This is a genomic window from Arthrobacter sp. 9AX (assembly GCF_902506095.1).
Taxonomy (GTDB): Bacteria; Actinomycetota; Actinomycetes; order Actinomycetales; family Micrococcaceae; genus Arthrobacter.
Window position 1 is genome coordinate 1,992,224 of the sequence record NZ_LR733293.1, and the last position, 18,456, is coordinate 2,010,679.

Genomic DNA, 18,456 nt, shown 5'->3' on the forward strand with positions numbered 1-18,456 from the left:
CCCGAAGGAGGGGTCATTGGGAATCTTGGACACCATCCGGAATCCGCAGGACCTGAACGAGTTGTCCGAAGAGCAGCTGAACCAGCTGGCTTCGGAGATCAGGGACTTCCTGATCACGAACGTCTCCCAGACGGGCGGCCACCTCGGACCTAACCTCGGCGTGGTGGAGTTGACGCTCGCCGTGCACCGCATCTTCGACTCGCCCCGCGACAGCATCGTGTTTGACACTGGACACCAGTCCTACGTCCACAAGCTCCTCACCGGGCGCCAGGACTTCAGCACCCTCCGGCAGGAAGGCGGCCTGTCCGGCTACCCGTCCCGCGCGGAGTCCGGGCACGACATCGTGGAAAGCTCCCACGCCTCGTCGTCACTGTCCTGGGCCGACGGCATCTCCCGCGCCCGCCAGTTGACCGGTGAGGGCGACCGGCACGTCGTCGCCGTCATAGGAGACGGCGCCCTCACCGGCGGCATGGCCTGGGAGGCCATTAACAACATCGCGGCGGACAAGCGGCGCCGCGTAGTCATTGTGGTTAATGACAACGGCAGGTCCTACGCCCCCACCGTGGGCGGCTTCGCCGACTACCTCGCCTCACTCCGCCCCACCATTGACTCCTTCCGCGCCACCCCCGCCTACGAACGGGCCCTGGACTGGTGGAAGAAGAAGCTGCAAAACGGCGGACCGATGGGCCAATTCACCTACAAGAGCCTCCACGCCATGAAAAAGGGCATCAAGGACTGGTGGGCCCCGCAGGGCATGTTCGAGGACCTCGGCATGAAATACATCGGCCCCGTGGACGGCCACAACCTCCAGGCCATGGAGCATGCGCTGTCCACTGCCAGGAACTACGCCGGCCCGGTCATCGTCCACGCCATGACCGAAAAGGGCCACGGTTACGCACCCGCCCGTGCCCACGAAGCCGACCAGTTCCACGCGGTGGGCATTATCGACCCCGAGACCGGGGAACCCACAGGTACCGCCGGCGCCAAGTCGTGGACCTCGGTATTCGCTGACGAAATTGCCGCCATCGCCGATGAGCGTGAGGATGTGGTGGGCATCACCGGCGCCATGCTCATCCCCGTGGGCCTGCACAAGTTCGCCGCCCGGCACCCGGAGCGGGTCATCGACGTCGGCATCGCCGAACAGCACGCCCTGACCTCCGCCGCCGGCATGGCCTTCGGCGGCCTGCACCCGGTTGTAGCCGTCTATGCCACCTTCCTGAACCGCGCCTTCGACCAGCTCCTGATGGATGTTGCCCTGCACAAGGCCGGCGTCACCATCGTCCTGGACCGTGCCGGTGTCACCGGCCCGGACGGCGCCAGCCACCACGGCATGTGGGATATGTCCATGGTCCAAATTGTCCCCGGCCTCCACCTGGCAGCGCCCCGCGATGCCAGCCGGCTGCGCGAGGAACTCCGCGAGGCCGTGGCCATCAGCGACGCTCCCTCAGTGGTCCGCTTCTCCAAGGGATCCGTCGGCGCTGAGGTGGAAGCGCTGGAGCGCCTGGGCGACGGCGTGGATGTCCTCTCCCGCCGGCCCTCGGGCTCCACCGAGAACGACGTCCTGATCATCTCCGTGGGCGCCATGTCCGAACTTGCGTTGGATGTCTCCAACCGGCTCGGCGCGCAGGGCATCAGCACCACGGTGGTGGACCCGCGCTGGGTGCTTCCCGTCCCGCGCTCCATCATCGCGCTGGCATCACACCACCGCCTGGTGATCTGCATCGAGGACGGCGTCCGCGCCGGTGGCGTGGGTTCCCGGATCCGGCAGGAAATGCGTGCCGCAGGGGTGGATACCGCCCTGAATGAGGTGGGCCTGCCGGTCGAATTCCTGGACCACGGCACCCGCAGCCAGGTCCTGGAACGCGTGGGCCTGACCGCCCAGCAGATAACGCACGACGTCGTAGCCCAGGTTCTCGGGACCAAGGTCCCCTTTGCGCGTCCCCTGCCGGGCCAGCAGCATCCCACCACCGGCAGCCTTCCGATCCTGTGAGGGGAGAGGACCTGCTGAAGTATCCCGGCGTTCTGGGCGACCTCGCAGGAGAACCCCACGCGGCCACCGTCCGTGAACCGGAGGGCCTCGAACCGGGCCACCTGGTGGTGGCCCGCAACCGCAAGTGGAACGGCAAAGCGCACTGGGTGGTCCCCGGGCGCTACCTGGGTGAAGACCGGCACGGCTGGTGGATCTTCCAGGGGACCAACGAGTTCTGCTCCCGGCCCGGTGCCGCGTTCTATACAAAATCCGACGCCGTCCTGCTGGTACCCCGCGACGGTGACTGGGTGGCCACGTTCTACGACGACGCCCATCCCGGCGGAGTCCGGATCTACATCGACCTTGCGGTGGCCCATGAATGGAACCCCATCCGGCCATCCGTCACCGAGTTCCACGTCATCGACATGGACCTGGACGTGGTGCGGACAACGGGCCGCGGCGTGTTCATCGATGACGAGGACGAGTTCGCCGAACACCGCGTTGCAATGGACTACCCGGCAGGCCTGGTGGATTCACTGGAGGCCGCCGCAGGACAGCTTTACCAGGCCGTGAAGGCGGAGCAGGCACCCTTCGACGGCACCGACGTGAAATGGTTTACAAAGGGACGGTTATGAGCGGCATTGTCAGGGTCTACAAACGCGACGACGAGGGCACTCTCCACTTCCGGGAAGCCTGGTTCGACGAGGACTACAGCCAGTTCGTGATGAACTACGGCGTGGTGGGCCACCAAAGCAAGACTGAAGAAACCGACGTTCCGGACGCCGCGGCTGCCGACGGACTCCTGGACGCGTTTGCGGTCCAGTGCGCCGAGGACGGGTATGCCGAAATCGCGGAGGAGGATCAGTTCTGGGTGGTGGCCCAGTTCGCGCTCAAAACCCGGGAAGGCACCGACAGGGACCGTTACCTGGAGGAAAAGGCCAAGGACGCCCTGATCAGCCACCTTGCCTGGCGCGGGCTTGGAACAGTGGAGCGCTCCGAATTCACCGACTTCAAGCTCAACCTCTTCTGCCTCTGCCCTGAGGTCAACAAGGCGGTCAATGCCATCAAGGTCTGCGCCCGGAACGAGGACCTGGACTTTACCAAGCTCAGCATCGGGGCTGCCCCGCACGGCGATCCGCAGAACTTCAAGCTCAAGCACTCAGCCAAGCCCGCCACCACCTTCAGCCTCTAGGAGTTTCTGTGACCACGTACCGCCGCGTCGGAAAGTCCGGCCTGACCGTTTCCACCGTGGGCCTGGGCTGCAACAACCTGGGCCGGGCCAACACCCCCACCGAGACGCAGGGAGCCACCGATGCGGTGGTCAACGCCGCGCTGGACGCCGGAATTACCCTGTTCGACGTCGCCGACACCTACGGCAAGGAACCGGGGCTGAGCGAAACGATGCTCGGTAAAGCGCTCGGCACCAGGCGGTCCGGCGTCGTCGTTGCCACCAAGTTCGGCATGGACATGAAAGGCGCCAGCGGCCCGGACTTCGGTGCCCGCGGTTCCCGCCGCTACATCATCCAGGCCGTGGAAGCCTCGCTCCGCCGGCTGGGCACCGACTGGATCGACCTCTACCAGTTCCACACCCCGGACCCGCTGACCCCGATCGATGAAACCCTGTCCGCCCTGGACACTCTGGTCACCAGCGGCAAGGTCCGCTACATCGGGCACTCCAACCGGGCGGGCTGGCAGATCGCCCAGGCCGAGTACGTTGCGCGCGAACTCGGGGGAGCACGCTTCATCTCCACCCAGAACCACTACAACCTGCTGGACCGGCGCGCCGAGCTCGAAGTTACCCCGGCGGCGGCGGAATTCGGCCTCGGCGTCCTTCCGTATTTCCCGCTGGCCAACGGACTGCTGACCGGCAAGTACGCGCCCGGCCACGCCCCCGACGGCTCGCGGCTCAGCCACACCCGCCAGCACATGGTCCACGACGCCGACTGGGACCAGCTGGCCAGGTTCAGCAGCTTCGCCAGGGAACGCGGACTCTCCGAGATCCAGGTGGCCTTCTCCTGGCTGGCGGCCCAGCCGTCCGTGGCCAGCGTCATCGCCGGCGCCACCCGGCCGGAACAGGTCCGGCAGAACGCTGAAGCAGCGGACTGGATTCCTTCCGACAAGGACCTCGTGGAGCTGGACAACGTCTTCCCCGCGGAGCCCAAGGTGGCGCTCTTCTAGGAACGGACATGACCGCCTTCCTGCTGGATGTGGACACGGGCATCGACGACGCCCTGGCCCTTGCCTACCTGGCCGCCCTCCCGGACACCGAGTTCGTGTCCGTCACCGCCACCCCCGGAAACGTGGACGCGGACCAAGTGGCGCGCAATACGCTGGCGCTGCTGGAGCTGTGCGGGCACCCGGGAGTGGAAGTTGCCATCGGTTCCCGCGCACCGCTGGCCATACCGCTGCTGACCACGCCGGAAACCCACGGCCCCCAAGGCATCGGATACGCGGTCCTGCCGGAACCTGCCGGCGCAGTCTCGGCCCGGAACGCCGTCGAGCTCTGGGTTGAGCACGCCCGGGCACGGCCGGGGGAGCTCACCGCCCTGATTACCGCGCCCCTGACCAACTTCGCGCTGGCACTCCGGCAGGAACCCCGGCTCCCCGAACTGCTGGCGAAGGTGGTCATCATGGGCGGCAGCTTCTATTACCAGGGCAACACCACGCCCACGGCCGAGTGGAACACCCACGTGGACCCGCACGCGGCCAAGGAGGTGTACGCCGCCTTCCAGGGCCAACCGCTCGACAAACTCCCCATCGTCTGCTCCCTGGACACCACCGAGCGGATGGAGCTGCACCCGGACCATGTCCGGCAGCTGGCGGAAGCCGCCGGCGCACCCGACCCCGAACTGGTGCTGCCGGACCAGCCGGAAGGCCGGCGCAGCACCTCCGGCAACACCCTGATCCGGCACTTGTCCGACGCCCTGCGGTTCTATTTCGAGTTTCACCGCCACTATGACCAGGGATACATCGCCCACGTCCACGACTACTTCGCCGCTGGCGTCGCCGCGGGAACCCTGGACTTTGAGGCCCGGCCCGCCACCGTGGACGTCGAGACCGTGTCGACGATGCTGATGGGCACCACCGTTGCCGATTTCCGGGGGCTCTGGGGAGCACCGCCGAACGCACGTGTGGTGTCGGCCAACTACCCCGAGGCCGCCTTCGGCGAACTGGTGTCCGCCGTCGGCAGCCTTGCCCGGCGACTGGGGTGAGCACCTCGGCGTATCGCAAGACTCAACCACAGGATCCGGCGGACGGGCCCAACCACGGATAGAATTGTCCGCGGACCGGAGAGGCGCAGATTGCCTGCCGGCTGCTGCCGAGGTGACATACGCAGCGTTCCATCCCACCCGGGCTTCCCGGGGCCGTCCGCGCGCACCCTGAAGGAACACCATGTCATCGCACTCCCTGACGTTGCCGTCCGCGTCACCTGCCGCGGCACGCAAACGCCGGCTGCTGGAAATCCTCGGCGCCCTGGCCATCGCCGGCACATACATCTACCTGGTCCTCAACCAGCCCACTGACATCACCGGCGGCCCGGGAAGCGCCTCGGCCCTGATCGCCCTGTCCGGTTTCCTGGCCGGCGCCGTCCTGCTGATCGTGGCCGTCCTTCCCACCCTGCCGACGTCCACCGTCGTGCTGATCCCGGTGGCCCTGGTGCTGAACATCGTCCTTGGCCAGTTCGTGGGCAGCACCCTGGTGCCGTTCTACCTCGACGCGATCGGCACGGTCCTGGTCGCAGTCCTCGCCGGCCCCGCAGCCGGGGCGGCCACCGGCGCGCTCAGCAGCATCGTCTGGTCGTTCTTCAACCCCACCGTGCTGCCTTTCGCCGCCGGCGCCGCTCTGATCGGCTGCCTCGCCGGACTGGCCGCCCGCTATGGCCTCTTCCGCCGCTTCTACCTCGCGCCCGTGGCCGGATTCGCCACCGGCATCATCGGCGGCGTGGTGTCCGCCCCGGTAGCGGCTTTTGTCTTTGGCGGCACCTCAGGGGTGGCCACCGGCGCGATCGTCAGCGCCTTCCGCTCCATGGGGGACAGCCTGCTGGCCGCCATCACCAAGCAGGCGCTCATCTCGGACCCCATGGACAAGGCCCTCGTGTTCACTGCCGTCGCTGTGCTCGTCTACGCCCTGCCCCGCCGCGCCACCGTACAGTTTCCCTTTGTCCGGCGGCACCGCGTGCTTGCGGGCAGGAATCCTGAGCAGGGCGCCTGACCACCTTCCGATGCGACTGCATCCGCTGACCACCCTGGCGGCCGCCGGCAGCACGGCAGTAATAACGACGGCGGCAGCATACCTGCCGCTGTCGCTCGCCGTGATCACGGCTGCAGTGGGCCTCTCAGCCCGAGGCGGCACGTCGCGGCGGCTTCTGCCTGCGGCAGCAGCCATCCTGGTGCCCCTGGCCCTTTCTCTCCTGGTGCTGCACGGCCTGTTTTTCCCCGAAGGGGACACCGTGCTGGCCCAGTGGGGCCCGGCGCGCGTCACCGCCGAAGGGCTCTCGTTCGCCCTGAACCGGGCAGCCCAGCTCTGCGCTGCTGTGCTGGCCCTCCTGGTCTTCTCCTTCAGCGTGAGCGTTCCGGACCTCGTGGCGGCCTTGTCAGCAAAGGGCGTCCACGGGCGGTTCGCCTTCGTCCTGGCGTCCACCCTTAGCCTGCTGCCGGCCATCACATTCCGGTTGGAACGCATCCGGCAGGCCCAGGAGGCACGCGGCCTGGTGATCCGGCGCGGCCTCCTGCACCGGGCCGCAGCTTTCCGCCTGCAAGCGGTGCCGCTGGTGTCCGCGCTGGTGGAGGACGCAGCCACCCGCGCCGCCGCCCTGGAAGCCCGCGGCTTCGGCGGCACCGGCCCCCGGACCAGCTACCGCGACGTGCCGGAGCGGCCGTGGGAGCCGCCGTTCCGGATGCTCCTGCTGCTGGCCGCGGCAGCCGCGGTGGCTGTTCGGTTGCTGCTGGCGGGGGACTGAGTGGAGACAGCAACCGCCCTTGCCGCCGGCATCAGGAGCTTCACCTTCCACGACGACGCGGCGCCGGTCCTTCACAACGTGGACGTCTCGTTTCACCCCGGGACGTTGACGGCAGTCCTGGGGCCATCCGGAAGCGGAAAATCCACGCTCGGAAGGCTCCTGGCAGGCTGGCTTCCACCCGGAGCAGGAGGCACGCTGGAAGGACACCTGACACTGGCCCGAACCACGCTCCGGTTCGAGGGGCAGGCCCAGGATCCCCGGATCAACCCCGCACAGTGGGGCCGGCGGGTGGGTTTCGTCCCGCAGGATCCCAGGGCCATCCTGTCCACGGTCCGGGCTACCGTGGCTGAAGAACTGGCGTTTGCCCTCGAAAACGCAGGCGGCGAGCGGTCCGCCATGCTCGCCGCGGTGGAACGCATTGCGGGGCTGCTGGGGCTTTCCGGCCTCCTGGACCGCCACCCAAACACGCTCTCCGGCGGACAACTGCGGCGCCTCGCTATCGGTTGCGCTGTCATTACTGGCCCCGAAGTGCTGGTCATGGACGAACCCTTCGCCTCCCTGGACCCGGCCGGAGCGGACGAACTGGCACTCCTGGTCGGCTCACTCGTGAGGCAAGGGACCGCCGTCGTGATCCTCAGCCAAGCCGTGGATGAGGCGCTCCTCGCAGCACAACAGTGGATTGTCCTTGACGGTGGCACTGTCACGGCGGACGGCACACCCGCTGAACTCATTGCCGCGCCCCAACGGCTGCCCGCCGGTATCCGGCGGCCGGGCGTGCAACGGGACACCACGGTTGAGGTCAGCGAGGCCGGTGCCCGGAACAACCAGGCTGACGGCCAGGGTGCCGCTTCCGGCCCAGTCCTTGAGTTCCGGGGCGTGGGCTTCGGGTACGCGGACAGGCCAGCGGGAGGCAGGAAGAGGCGGATGGGCGCCGGAGATGTGCCGGGGGACCAGCCCGCGCAGGTACTCCGCGACATCGACCTGGAACTGCTGCCAGGGGAGATCGTGGCCGTCACCGGGCCCAACGGTGCCGGGAAATCCACGTTCCTGCGGCACCTCAACGGCCTGCTGCAGCCCACCGCGGGCTCTGTCCTGGTGCGCGGCCGGGATATTGCCGGCAGGCCCGTGGGTGAGGTGGCGCAGACCGTGGGGCTGCTGTTCCAGAACCCGCGGGACCAGCTTTTTGAACGGACTGCCGCCCGGGAGGTCCGGTTCGGCCTGGACCGGCGGTTCGGACCCCACGAAGCAGAGGCGAGGACAGGGGCGGCGCTGGCTGCCGTGGGTTTGTCCGGCGCGGCGGATGCCCACCCGATGGAGCTGCCGGCGTCCGGTCAGCGGCTGCTGGCGCTGGCAACCGTCCTGGCCCGCAGGCCGGCGGTGCTGGCCCTCGACGAGCCCACTGTCGCCTTGGACGGGGACGGCCTCCGGTTCCTGGACGCAGCGGTGCGGAGCGCCGCAGCAGCGGGCGCCGCGGTCGTCCTGGTCACCCACGACGTGCCTTATGCACGCTCGCTGGCGCACCGGCTGTTAACGCTCGACGGCGGGCGGCTGGCGGCGCGCTGACCCCGCCACACGCTTACAGCAGTGAGACAGGCCGCAGGGCTCCGGCCGGAGAACCGGTCGGAGCCCTGTGTTGCTCGTGTGCCCAGGTGCCTGTTGCTTGGCTGCCTGTTGCTTACCTGCCGGCGGGCTGGCCTGATGCCGGGCTGGACGCGGTGCCGGGCGCGAGGAACCGCTTGCCGTTGACGCGTTCCGATGCCCCCACCCGGTCCAGGTAGGGGGTGATGCCGCCCAGGAACAGTGGCCAGCCGGCGCCCAGGATCATGCAGAGGTCGATGTCCTCGGACCCTGCCACAACCCCTTCCGCCAGCATCAGCCCGATCTCTTCAGCCAGGGCATCCTGCGTGCGGCGCAGCACTTCCTCTGCAGTGGAAGGGCTGGTTCCAAAGGACAAAAGCGACAGTGTGGACTCCGGGATCTCCTGCGAGCCGTCGTGCGCCGGAGCCCACAGGCTCTTGACGCCGTTATCAATCAGCTTCTGCAGGTTCGCCGACACCGTGAAGCGGTCGCCGAACGCCGCGTGGAGCGACTCCTGAACGTGCTGGGCCACCGGAAGCCCCACCATGGCCCCGAGCGTGAACGGTGTCATCGGCAGGCCCATGGGACGGAGCGCGTTGTCTGCCACCTCCGCGGGGGTGCCTTCATCAAAGGCGGCCGTCACTTCGCCCATCAGCCGCAGCAGGATGCGGTTGACCACAAATGCGGGCGCATCCTTGACCAGCACGCCGGTCTTTTTCAGGGATTTGGCGAGTTCAAAAGCGGTGGCGAGCACAGCGTCGTCCGTCCGCGGGGCGCGGACGATCTCCAGCAGCGGCATAACGGCTACCGGGTTGAAAAAGTGGAAACCCACCAGCCGTTCCGGATGTTTCAGGTCCGCCGCCATTGCCGTGACGGACAGCGACGAGGTGTTGGTGGCGAGGATGCAGTCCGGGGTGACCACCCGCTCCAGCTCGGCGAACACCTGCTTTTTGACGTTCAGCTCTTCAAAGACCGCCTCGATGACAAAGTCGGCGTCGGCGAAAACGTCCTTGGAAACGGAACCCGTCACCAGCGCCCTGGTCCGGTCGGCGGCGTCCGCGCTGATGCGCTTCTTTGCCAGGAGTTTGTCCACCTCGGCATGGACGTAGGCCACGCCTTTGTCCACCCGCGCCTGGTCGATGTCCGTCATGACCACCGGCACCTTCAGTTGGCGGGCGAACAGCAGCGCAAGCTGGCTTGCCATCAGGCCTGCGCCCACCACCCCCACTTTGGTGACCGGGCGGGCAAGTGTGCGGTCCGGGGCGCCGGCCGGGCGCTTGGACCGCTTCTGCACGAGGTCCAGGAAAGCGTATACGGTGGCGCGGAATGCGTCCGTCTGCATCAGTTCGGCGAGCGTTTCGCATTCCAGGGCCGCGGACTCAGCCTGGGTCATGGTCCGATTGGCCTCCATGAGGTCCAGGACCTTGCCCGGAGCGGGGGCTGCGTTGGACGTCCTGGCCTCCACCAGCGCCCGTCCGGCCGCTACCGCGGAGGACCAGCGGGCCGCTGTGTCGGGAGCGGCGGGGTCGACGGCGTTGGGCCGTTCCGCCATTGCCTCGCCGGAGATGACTTTCGCGGCCCAGGCAAGGGACTGCTCGAGGAAGTCCGCCGGTTCAAACAAAGCGTCCGCAATGCCCAAGGCGAAGGCCTGCGGGCCGCTGAGGGTCCGGTTGTTGCTGAGGGCGTTATCGATCATCACCTTTACGGCGTTCTCGGGGCCGATGAGGCGGGGCAGGAGGTAGACGCCGCCCCAGCCCGGAACCAGCCCGAGGTAGGCCTCCGGCAGGGCGAGCGCGCCGGCGCCGGTGGACACGGTGCGGTAGGTGGACTGCAGGGCAATCTCCAGGCCGCCGCCCAGCGCGGCGCCGTTAATGAACGCGAAGCTGGGAACGCCGAGGTTGGCGAGGGTGCCGTACACGTCGTGGCCCAGCTGCGCCATCCATAATCCGTGCTCGCGTTCCGCCAGGTTCTTGACGGCGGAAAGGTCCGCTCCGGCCACCAGGAAGTAGGGCTTTCCGGTGACACCCACGCCCACGATCTCGCCCCGGGATGCGCGCTCCCGCAGCCCCTCCAGCACCGTGCCCAGCTCCACCAGCGTGTTGGGGCCCAGGGTGGTGGGTTTGGTGTGGTCCAGCCCGTTGTCCAGTGTGATGAGGGCGAAGGTTCCGGGGCTGGGCTGTCCGGCCGGTGCCGGGAGTTCGATGTCCTGGACGTAGGAATGGGTCACCACTTCGTGCGGAAAAAGTTCGGCAAGCCTGGTGAAATCTGCGGCGCTCATGCTGCTCCCTCGGACGCTGGTTCGGTGGTGGCGGGTTCGGCGGATGATCCTGTCAGCATTCCGCTGTAGTGGGCGTGGTGCGGGTTCTCCCAGATCACGGTGGCACCCATCCCCAGTCCCACGCACATGGTGGTGATGCCGTACCGGACGGAGTGGTCTTCCTCGAACTGCCTGGCAAGCTGGTTCATCAACCGTACGCCGGAAGATGCGAGGGGATGGCCCACCGCGATGGCGCCGCCGTAGCGGTTGACGCGGTGATCGTCGTCCGCAATCCCGAAGTGCTCCAGGAAACTCAACACTTGGACGGCAAAGGCTTCATTGATTTCGAACAGGCCGATCTCATCGATGGTCAGCCCCGCGTTCTTCAGCGCCTTTTCAGTGGCGGGGACAGGGCCAATGCCCATCACCTCAGGGTCAACCCCTGCGTAGGCGTAGCTGACCAGCCGCATCCGGACCGGCAGTCCCAGTTCGGCAGCGGCATCGGAGGAAGCGAGGAGGGCCGCGGTGGCGCCGTCGTTCAGGCCCGCCGAGTTTCCTGCCGTGACGCGCCCATGCGGGCGGAACGGGGTGCGGAGCGCAGCCAGGTCGGTAACGGTGGTGCCCGGCCGCGGCGGCTCGTCAACGGTGTTGAGGGTCCAGCCCTGCCCCGGTTTCAGCGTGGCCACGGGGACCAGGTCCGGCTGGATCAGGCCCTTGCGGCGGGCGGAATCGAACTTGCCCTGGGACGCAACAGCGTAGGCATCGGTGCGGTCTTTTGTGATGGACGGGAACCGGTCGTGCAGGTTCTCCGCGGTGTTGCCCATGTTCAGCGCCGCCGGGTCCACCAGGCGTTCGGACATAAACCGGGGGTTGGGGTCTGCGCCGGAGCCCATGGGGTGGTTGCCCATGTGTTCCACGCCGCCGGCGATCACCACATCGTAGGCACCAAAGCCAATGCCGCCTGCGGTAGTGGTGACGGCGGTCATGGCGCCGGCGCACATCCGGTCAATGGCAAAGCCCGGGACGGTTCTGGGCAGCCCGGCCAGGAGGGCGGCGGTCCGGCCCAGCGTCAGGCCCTGGTCACCGGTTTGGGTGGTGGCGGCGATGGCCACTTCGTCCACGCGTTCCGGCGGCAGGGACGGGTTCCGGCGCAGCAGTTCGCGGACGCACTTCACCATCAGGTCATCGGCGCGGGTTCCCGCGTAGATGCCTTTGTCTCCCGCCCGCCCAAACGGGGTGCGGACGCCGTCGACAAAAACGACGTCCCGGACCGTGCGCGTGGACGCGCTGCTGCGTTCTCGGTTGTTCGGGGATTGGCTCACGTGTAACTCCTCATCGAGACGTAGGCGCCGGCGCATGCCGCACTACGGCAGGCAGCCAATCGGCAATACCCTCGATGTTACTCGCCAGTAACTTAGTCGGCAAGGCCCGGATACAGGGACGCTCTCTCACTTAATGGACCTTCTCAGCCATCGCTCTTTCACTGTCCTGAAGAAAGTGAGAGAGCGTATCGATATGTCGGACATCAAGTGAGAGAGCGAATCGATATTTGGGACTTCAAGTGAGAGAGCGTTGCGGAGCCCGGACCGGAGGGTTAGTGCCCTGCCGCTGCCACGTCCGGCTTGGGCTCCTTGACCGGCAGCGGCTGGGGGTGGAGGAACGCGTCCGCAATGAGGGGAGCGGCCAGTTCCACCTGCCACTCGCGGGCGCCCAGTGCACGAAGCTCGGCCGCGATGGACGCCTCGCTGATCTCCGCGGGAGGCCGCCACGCCACCCGGCGCAGGTAATCGGGGGTCAGCAGGTTCTCCAGCGGGAGATTGATCTGGTCCGCCTTCTCCTGCAGCTTCGGCCGCGCGGTGGCGAGCCGTGCCGCAGCTTCGGGATCGCGGTCGGCCCACACGCGCGGCGGCGGGGGTGCGTTGGTGGCCAGGTGCAGCGGCGGAAGGTCCTCGAGGTCCCGGGCCGCGGCAATGCAGCGCAGCCAGCGGGGAGCTTCGCGCTGGGCCGCGCGGCCGTGGAAGCCTTTGGTTCCCAGCAGTTGGGGAACGGTGGCGGGCATGGCCTTCGCGGCGGCCACCAGGGCTGAATCCGGGATCAGCCTGCCCGGGGCCACATCCCGCTTCCGGGCCAGGGAATCGCGTTCCAGCCACAGCTCCCGGACCGCCGCCAGCTGCCGCCGGTCGCGGATCTGGTGCAGACCGGACGTCTTCCGCCACGGGTCAACACGCGCAGGCGGCAGTCCGGCAGCCAGGATGGCGGCGAACTCCTGTTCCGCATACTCCAGCTTGCCGTCCGCTTCGAGGAGCTCGATGAGTTCTTCCCGCAGTTCGGTGAGGACCTCCACGTCCAGGGCGGCGTACCGCAGCCACGGCTCGGGAAGGGGCCGGGTTGACCAGTCCGCCGCGGAGTGTTCCTTGGCGAGGCCGAAGCCCAGCAGTTGTTCGATGACGGCGGCCAGGCCCACCCGGGGAAGGCCGGCCAGGCGGGCGGCCAGTTCCGTGTCAAAGAGCTTCTGCGGCCACATGCCGAGCTCGGACAGACATGGCAGGTCCTGGCTGGCGGCGTGCAGGATCCACTCAACACCGCTGAGGGCATCGTTGATGATGTCCAGGTTGTCGAAGGGTTCGGGGTCGATCAGCCACGTCCCGGCACCTTCACGGCGGATCTGGACCAGGAAGGCGCGCTGTCCGTAGCGGAAGCCGGAGGCACGTTCGGCGTCCACGCCGGCCGGTCCGGTGCCGGCGGCGATGGCGGCTGCGCACCGCTCCAGCCCGGCTTGCGTTTCGATGACCAGCGGAACGCCGTCGCGGGGCGAATCGAGTTCAATAATTTCGGGAATGGGGGCGTCGAAGCCCTCCACCGTGATGTGGGGTGCGGTGTCAGCAGCCGGGACGCCGGCCGTGGTGTTTTCCGGAATGTGAGGGGTCATGATGCCCTTAGTTTACCGGCCGGCCGTTCCGGGACCCGCCTGGGGACCCCGCTGCGGTTCTCCTCCACCGGCAGCCGCACTCCGCGCCGTCAGTTCCGCCGCCGCTGCGGCAGCGCGGTGACGCCGTCCGGGAGGGGCGGCAGGCCCGCGAAGGTGCACACCATGTCGGACCAGGCTTCGAGGTGGGCAGTCACGTCAGAGGACGCCGGGGTCCACGAGGCGCGCAGTTCGATATCGATGGAGCCGGGCCTTTCCGCGAGCGTCCCAAAGCTTTCGGACAGGACCCGGGTGGCGGTTCCGCCGGCGGCGCGGTAGGGGGCTTTGTGGTTTTCGAGCGCCTCCACGAGCCAGGTCCAGGCCACCGTTCCCAGCATCTCGTCGTTCCCCATCTCCGGTTCAAGCTGCGCCCGGATGTAGGTGACGATGCGGAACTCGCCATCCCACACGGCCGAGCCTTCGGGGTCGTGGAGCAGGATGAACCGCCCCGTGGCCAACTCTGTCTCGTCGTCGTCGGCTGTTCCCGAGGCTGCCGCCAGCGCCATGGCCGCGGGGCCGTGCAGGGGTGTGGTGGGGGTCCGTGGGCCCGGTGCCAGGACCTCGGCGCCGAGTGCTACGGCAAAGGGCGCCAGGCGGCCCGGCGCTGGGATCTCCGCCAGGCGGAGCTCCCCGCGGCACTGGGCTTTCCTGAGGGTTCCCAAGGCGTGGAGAAATTCCGGGGGAACCTGGTCAAGTGCGTTCACCTTCGCAGGTTACGCAACGGGGCCGGGGACGGCGGGAAGGCTCGCCGTCGGTCTGTTGTGACTAGCTGGCGGGATGGCGCCCGTCAGCGCCGAGCTCGTGCCGGATGGCTGCGGCAAAGGCATCAATATCCTCCTCGGTGGTATCGAACGAACACATCCAGCGCACTTCCCGGGCGGCCTCGTTCCAGTCGTAGAACCGGAAGGACTCCCGCAGCCTGTCTGCCACGCCCGCAGGCAGGACGGCAAAGACGCCGTTGGATTCGGTTTTCTGCGTGGGCTGCACACCGTCAATGGTGTCGACGGCGGCACGCAGCCTGGCTGCCATGGCGTTCGCGTGGGAGGCGGAGCGCAGCCAGAGGTCACCCTCCAGGAGGGCGATGAACTGCGCCGACATAAAGCGCATCTTGGACGCCAGCTGCATGTTCATCTTGCGCAGGTATACGAGCCCATGCGCCGCCTCCGGGTTCAGCGCCACCACCACTTCCCCGAACAGCAGCCCGTTCTTGGTTCCGCCGAACGAGAGGATGTCCACTCCGGCGTCGCGGGTGAACGCCCGCAGCGGGACCTGCAGGTGGGCGGCCGCGTTGGCCAGGCGGGCGCCGTCCATGTGGAGCTTCATCCCCTTGGAATGCGCGTGGTCGGCAATCGCCCGGACTTCCTCCGGGGTGTAGCAGGTGCCCAGTTCGGTGGTCTGGGTGATGGAGACGGCGAGCGGCTGGGCGCGGTGTTCGTCGCCCCAGCCCCAGGCCTCGCGGTCGATCAGTTCGGGCGTGAGCTTGCCGTCCGGGGTGGGGACGTGCAGGAGCTTGATGCCGCCCACGCGTTCCGGTGCACCGTTTTCGTCCATGTTGATGTGGGCGGTGGAAGCGCACACCACGGCACCCCAGCGGGGGAGCAGCGACTGCAGGGACAGCACATTGGCGCCGGTGCCGTTGAAGACCGGGAAGCTCTCGATGCCGGGACCGAAGTGGTCCTCCAGCACCTCCTGGAGCCTGGCGGTGTACTCGTCCTCGCCGTACGAGACCTGGTGGCCCCCGTTGGCGGCGGCCAGGGCCGCAAGGATTTCCGGGTGGACGCCTGAGTAGTTGTCGGAGGCGAATCCGCGGACGGCGGGATCGTGCAGCCGGGTTCCGGCGGCAGTTTCTGCTGTGGTTGTCATGGCTTTGGTCACACTTTCAGTCTAGGTAGTGCCGGCCCGTGCAGTCAGGGCGCCAGCCGGAGCCGGGTGCCGTTCAGTCCGTCCGCCGGCGCTTTGAAGAGTCCGACGACGGCGCGGGCGAGGTCTTCGACGTCGGTGCCGCCGGGGAAGCTGCGCTCCGGGTGGGCGTGGCGCATGGCGTCGTCCACCAGGGCTTTGACCACCAGGACGACGGCGGCCGGTGCTGCTCCGCCCTCCACGTGGGTTGCGTTGTCCGTGCCTGCGCCGCTGCTTGGGGCGCTGCCGTTCCCGGCGGCCCGCCGGAAGCCGTCAGCCATGGCCATGGTCCAGGCTTCGGCCGCCGCCTTGGCGGCCACGTAGCTGGCCGTGGCTGCTGCCGGCTTTTCCACCGCGGTGGAGGACACCATGGCAAAGCGGCCGTTGCGGGACGCGGCGATGTCGTCGTAGAAGACGCGGGTGACGTTACGGAGTGTGGTGATGGCGCCGCGTTCCAGGAAGTCCCAGTCCTCATCAGTCTGGTCGGCGATGCCTTGGGCGCCCCGCCAGCCGCCTACCAGGTGGATCACGGCATCAACGGGACCTGCGGCCGCAGCCACGGAGGACCGCAGCTGCCTCACGTCCTCCATAACGGCGAGGTCGCACACCAGGCCAGTGACGCCTTCGCCCGCCTGCTGTGCTGCCGCGTCGATCCTCGCCTGGTCGGAGCCCACGGTAAACACCCGGTGGCCGGTGCTGTGAAGCGCCCGGGCGACGGCGATGCCTGATGCTCCGCTGCCGCCGGTCACCAGGACATTGAGCTGCGGAACGCTTGCCCCCGGGGTATCTGTCACAGTGCGGAGGCTCCAGTGATTCCGGCGGTGGATTCGATCACGGGGCGCATCTTCTTCTCCAGTGCTTCGTAGAACATGGACAGGGGGAACTCGTCGTCAAGCACCTGGTCCGTCAGGCCTCGCGGCGGACCGGCCAGTGCCAGTGCGTCGGAACCCTTGGCCCAGAGGGACGCCGGGTTGGGGGTAACGGTAGCCGAAATGAGCTTGTATGCGGCGAGCCAGTGCGCAGTCTTGGGCCGGTCGATGGAACGCCAGTACAGCTCATCGATGCTGTCGCCCAGCGCGATGACGGCGTCCGCCACCTCGTCCCAGTCGATGGTGAGCCGGGTGTCGGTCCAGTGCAGGACGTGCTGCTGGTGCAGCCAGGCGAACAGGAGCTGGCCACCGAGTCCGTCGTAGTTGCGGACCCGGCTGCCCGTGATCGCAAAGCGGAAGATCCGGTCGAAGATGATGGCGTACTGCACCAGCTTCGCGTGCCGGCGGGCCTCGGGATCGGCGTCGTCGTCCTTTTCGATCCGGACCGATTCACGGAAGGCGGTCAGGTCGCAGCGCAGTTCCTCGAGCGAGTACAGGAAGTACGGCATCCGCTGCTTGATCATAAAGGGATCGAAGGGCAGGTCGCCACGCATGTGGGTCCGGTCGTGGATCAGGTCCCACATCACAAACGTCGCCTCGGTCAGGTCCTGGTCCGCGAGGAGTTCCGCGGCGCCTGCCGGAAGTTCCAGGCGGGTGGTCTCGGCGGCGGCCTTGAGCACGCGGCGGAAGCGGGCGGCTTCCCGGTCGGCGAAGATGGCTCCCCAGGTGAAGGTGGGGGTTTCGCTGACGGCCACTGTCTCCGGGAACAGCACGGCGGAGTTCGTATCGTAGCCGGCAGTGAAGTCCAGGAAGCGGATGGGGACGAACAGCTTGTTCGAATACTCCGTGGCCTCCAGGCCGGCGATGAACTCGGGCCAGATCACTTCGATCAGGACTGCTTCCACCAGCCGGTTGCTGCTGCCGTTCTGGGTGTACATGGGGAAGACCACCAGGTGCTGCAGGCCGTCCCGGCGCTGTTCCTGCGGCTGGAAGGCGAGCAGCGAGGACAGGAAATCCGGGACAGCAAAGCTGTTGGCCTGCCAGGCGGAAAAGTCAGCGCAAACGGCGTCCAGGTAAGCGGCATCGTGCGGGAAGGCCGGGGCAAGGGCGTGCACGGCATCGACGATGCTGCTGACATGCAGGGATGCCTCGTGGTGGGTTGCCGGGTCCGGAATGGAGCCGTCCTTCACCTGGAGTGCCTGGATGGCAGTGGCGGCAGCCTTCAGCCTGGTCCAGTCCTGGTTTTCTGCGGAAATCCCGGTGGGAGCGGTGATCAGTGTTTCGGTCATCGTCGGCGCCTTTCTGGTTGCCTGCTGTCTACGGCGAGCGTACCAAGCAACCAGCAGAACTAATCTGAAAAGCGGCCAAGCCTAAGAAAGGCTGTTCCTCGCGCCTGTATTCAGCAGGACGAGGTCCAGCCTTTCCTGATCTCAGGCCTCCGCTTCGGCCCTGCTGACTTGGGGCTCCCCGCGCGGTACGAGCTTCAGGGACACGGAATTGATGCAGTAGCGCTGGTCCGTGGGCGTGGGGTACCCCTCGCCCTCGAACACGTGCCCCAGGTGGGAGTCGCAGGTGGCGCAGCGGACCTCCACCCGCTCCATGCCCAGCGTCCGGTCGTGGATGTAGCGGACGGTGCCTTCCGCCAACGGGGCGAAGAAGGAGGGCCAGCCGCAGTGCGAGTCAAACTTCTCGTTGCTGGTGAACAGCTCAGTGCCGCACGCGCGGCATTGATATACGCCGGCCGTGTGGGTGTCCCAGTACTCACCGGTATAGGGGCGCTCGGTACCGGACTGGCGGAGCACGTGGTACTCCTCCGGTGTGAGCTCCCGGCGCCATTCAGCGTCGGATTTCTGGACGCTGGGCTCCGCGGCGGAGGACTCGGGCGCAGGATCTGTGTCCTTGTGTCCGAAAATGTTTTTGCCCAGGATGTTGTTTCCGAAGATGCTCATAGCCTTGTCA

General features: G+C 67.5%; 16 protein-coding genes. 8 read left to right on the plus strand and 8 right to left on the minus strand.

Features of this window, described 5'->3' with window-relative positions; genetic code table 11:
• Positions 1-16 precede the first annotated feature (16 nt).
• The 8 genes from dxs to BACI348_RS09090 all read left to right on the plus strand — a co-directional run bounded on the left by dxs (position 17) and on the right by BACI348_RS09090 (position 8,492).
• A complete protein-coding gene (dxs, locus tag BACI348_RS09055) occupies positions 17-1,990 on the plus strand; it encodes a 1-deoxy-D-xylulose-5-phosphate synthase (protein ID WP_159825090.1) in 1,974 nt (657 codons plus the stop codon).
• Positions 1,987-2,604: a DUF402 domain-containing protein gene (locus BACI348_RS09060; RefSeq protein ID WP_159825092.1), complete on the plus strand. Its 618-nt coding sequence runs from the start codon at positions 1,987-1,989 to the stop codon at positions 2,602-2,604. Before dxs ends, BACI348_RS09060 begins: the two co-directional genes overlap by 4 nt.
• Positions 2,601-3,161, plus strand: coding sequence for a hypothetical protein (locus BACI348_RS09065; RefSeq protein WP_159825094.1), 561 nt, complete (start codon positions 2,601-2,603; stop codon positions 3,159-3,161). Before BACI348_RS09060 ends, BACI348_RS09065 begins: the two co-directional genes overlap by 4 nt.
• A gap of 8 nt (positions 3,162-3,169) precedes the next feature.
• Positions 3,170-4,147: an aldo/keto reductase gene (locus BACI348_RS09070; RefSeq protein WP_159825096.1), complete on the plus strand. Its 978-nt coding sequence runs from the start codon at positions 3,170-3,172 to the stop codon at positions 4,145-4,147.
• Positions 4,148-4,155: 8 nt separating this feature from the next.
• Positions 4,156-5,181, plus strand: a complete 1,026-nt coding sequence (locus tag BACI348_RS09075) for a nucleoside hydrolase (protein ID WP_159825098.1) — start codon at positions 4,156-4,158, stop codon at positions 5,179-5,181.
• Positions 5,182-5,362: 181 nt separating this feature from the next.
• Positions 5,363-6,181 (plus strand): ECF transporter S component, encoded by an 819-nt coding sequence (locus BACI348_RS09080; RefSeq protein WP_159825100.1) that lies wholly within the window; start codon positions 5,363-5,365, stop codon positions 6,179-6,181.
• A gap of 10 nt (positions 6,182-6,191) precedes the next feature.
• On the plus strand, positions 6,192-6,929 hold the full coding sequence (locus tag BACI348_RS09085) for an energy-coupling factor transporter transmembrane component T (RefSeq protein ID WP_159825102.1): 738 nt from the start codon (positions 6,192-6,194) through the stop codon (positions 6,927-6,929).
• Positions 6,930-8,492 carry an ABC transporter ATP-binding protein gene (locus BACI348_RS09090; protein WP_159825104.1) on the plus strand — a complete coding sequence of 521 codons (1,563 nt, stop codon included), beginning with the start codon at positions 6,930-6,932 and terminating at the stop codon, positions 8,490-8,492.
• 112 nt (positions 8,493-8,604) lie between these two features.
• Here the strand turns inward: BACI348_RS09090 and BACI348_RS09095 are convergent, their stop codons facing one another.
• From BACI348_RS09095 to msrB, 8 genes are all read right to left on the minus strand, one after another.
• Complete coding sequence (locus BACI348_RS09095) at positions 8,605-10,785, minus strand: 3-hydroxyacyl-CoA dehydrogenase NAD-binding domain-containing protein (protein ID WP_159825106.1); 2,181 nt, start codon at positions 10,783-10,785, stop codon at positions 8,605-8,607.
• The gene (locus BACI348_RS09100; RefSeq protein WP_236557502.1) at positions 10,782-12,086 is read right to left on the minus strand and encodes a thiolase family protein; all 1,305 of its coding nucleotides are present in this window, start codon (positions 12,084-12,086) and stop codon (positions 10,782-10,784) included. The genes BACI348_RS09095 and BACI348_RS09100 overlap by 4 nt, the downstream gene beginning before the upstream one ends.
• A gap of 272 nt (positions 12,087-12,358) precedes the next feature.
• Positions 12,359-13,693, minus strand: coding sequence for an HRDC domain-containing protein (locus BACI348_RS09105; protein WP_159825110.1), 1,335 nt, complete (start codon positions 13,691-13,693; stop codon positions 12,359-12,361).
• Between the two features lie 89 nt (positions 13,694-13,782).
• Positions 13,783-14,433, minus strand: a complete 651-nt coding sequence (locus tag BACI348_RS09110) for a DUF3000 domain-containing protein (protein ID WP_159825112.1) — start codon at positions 14,431-14,433, stop codon at positions 13,783-13,785.
• 61 nt (positions 14,434-14,494) lie between these two features.
• Positions 14,495-15,592: a threonine aldolase family protein gene (locus BACI348_RS09115; protein ID WP_159825114.1), complete on the minus strand. Its 1,098-nt coding sequence runs from the start codon at positions 15,590-15,592 to the stop codon at positions 14,495-14,497.
• 44 nt (positions 15,593-15,636) lie between these two features.
• On the minus strand, positions 15,637-16,422 hold the full coding sequence (locus BACI348_RS09120; RefSeq protein WP_159825116.1) for an SDR family oxidoreductase: 786 nt from the start codon (positions 16,420-16,422) through the stop codon (positions 15,637-15,639).
• The gene (locus BACI348_RS09125; RefSeq protein ID WP_159825118.1) at positions 16,419-17,786 is read right to left on the minus strand and encodes a DUF6421 family protein; all 1,368 of its coding nucleotides are present in this window, start codon (positions 17,784-17,786) and stop codon (positions 16,419-16,421) included. The genes BACI348_RS09120 and BACI348_RS09125 overlap by 4 nt, the downstream gene beginning before the upstream one ends.
• A gap of 141 nt (positions 17,787-17,927) precedes the next feature.
• Positions 17,928-18,446 (minus strand): peptide-methionine (R)-S-oxide reductase MsrB, encoded by a 519-nt coding sequence (gene msrB, locus BACI348_RS09130; protein ID WP_159825120.1) that lies wholly within the window; start codon positions 18,444-18,446, stop codon positions 17,928-17,930.
• Between the last annotated feature and the right edge of the window lie 10 nt (positions 18,447-18,456).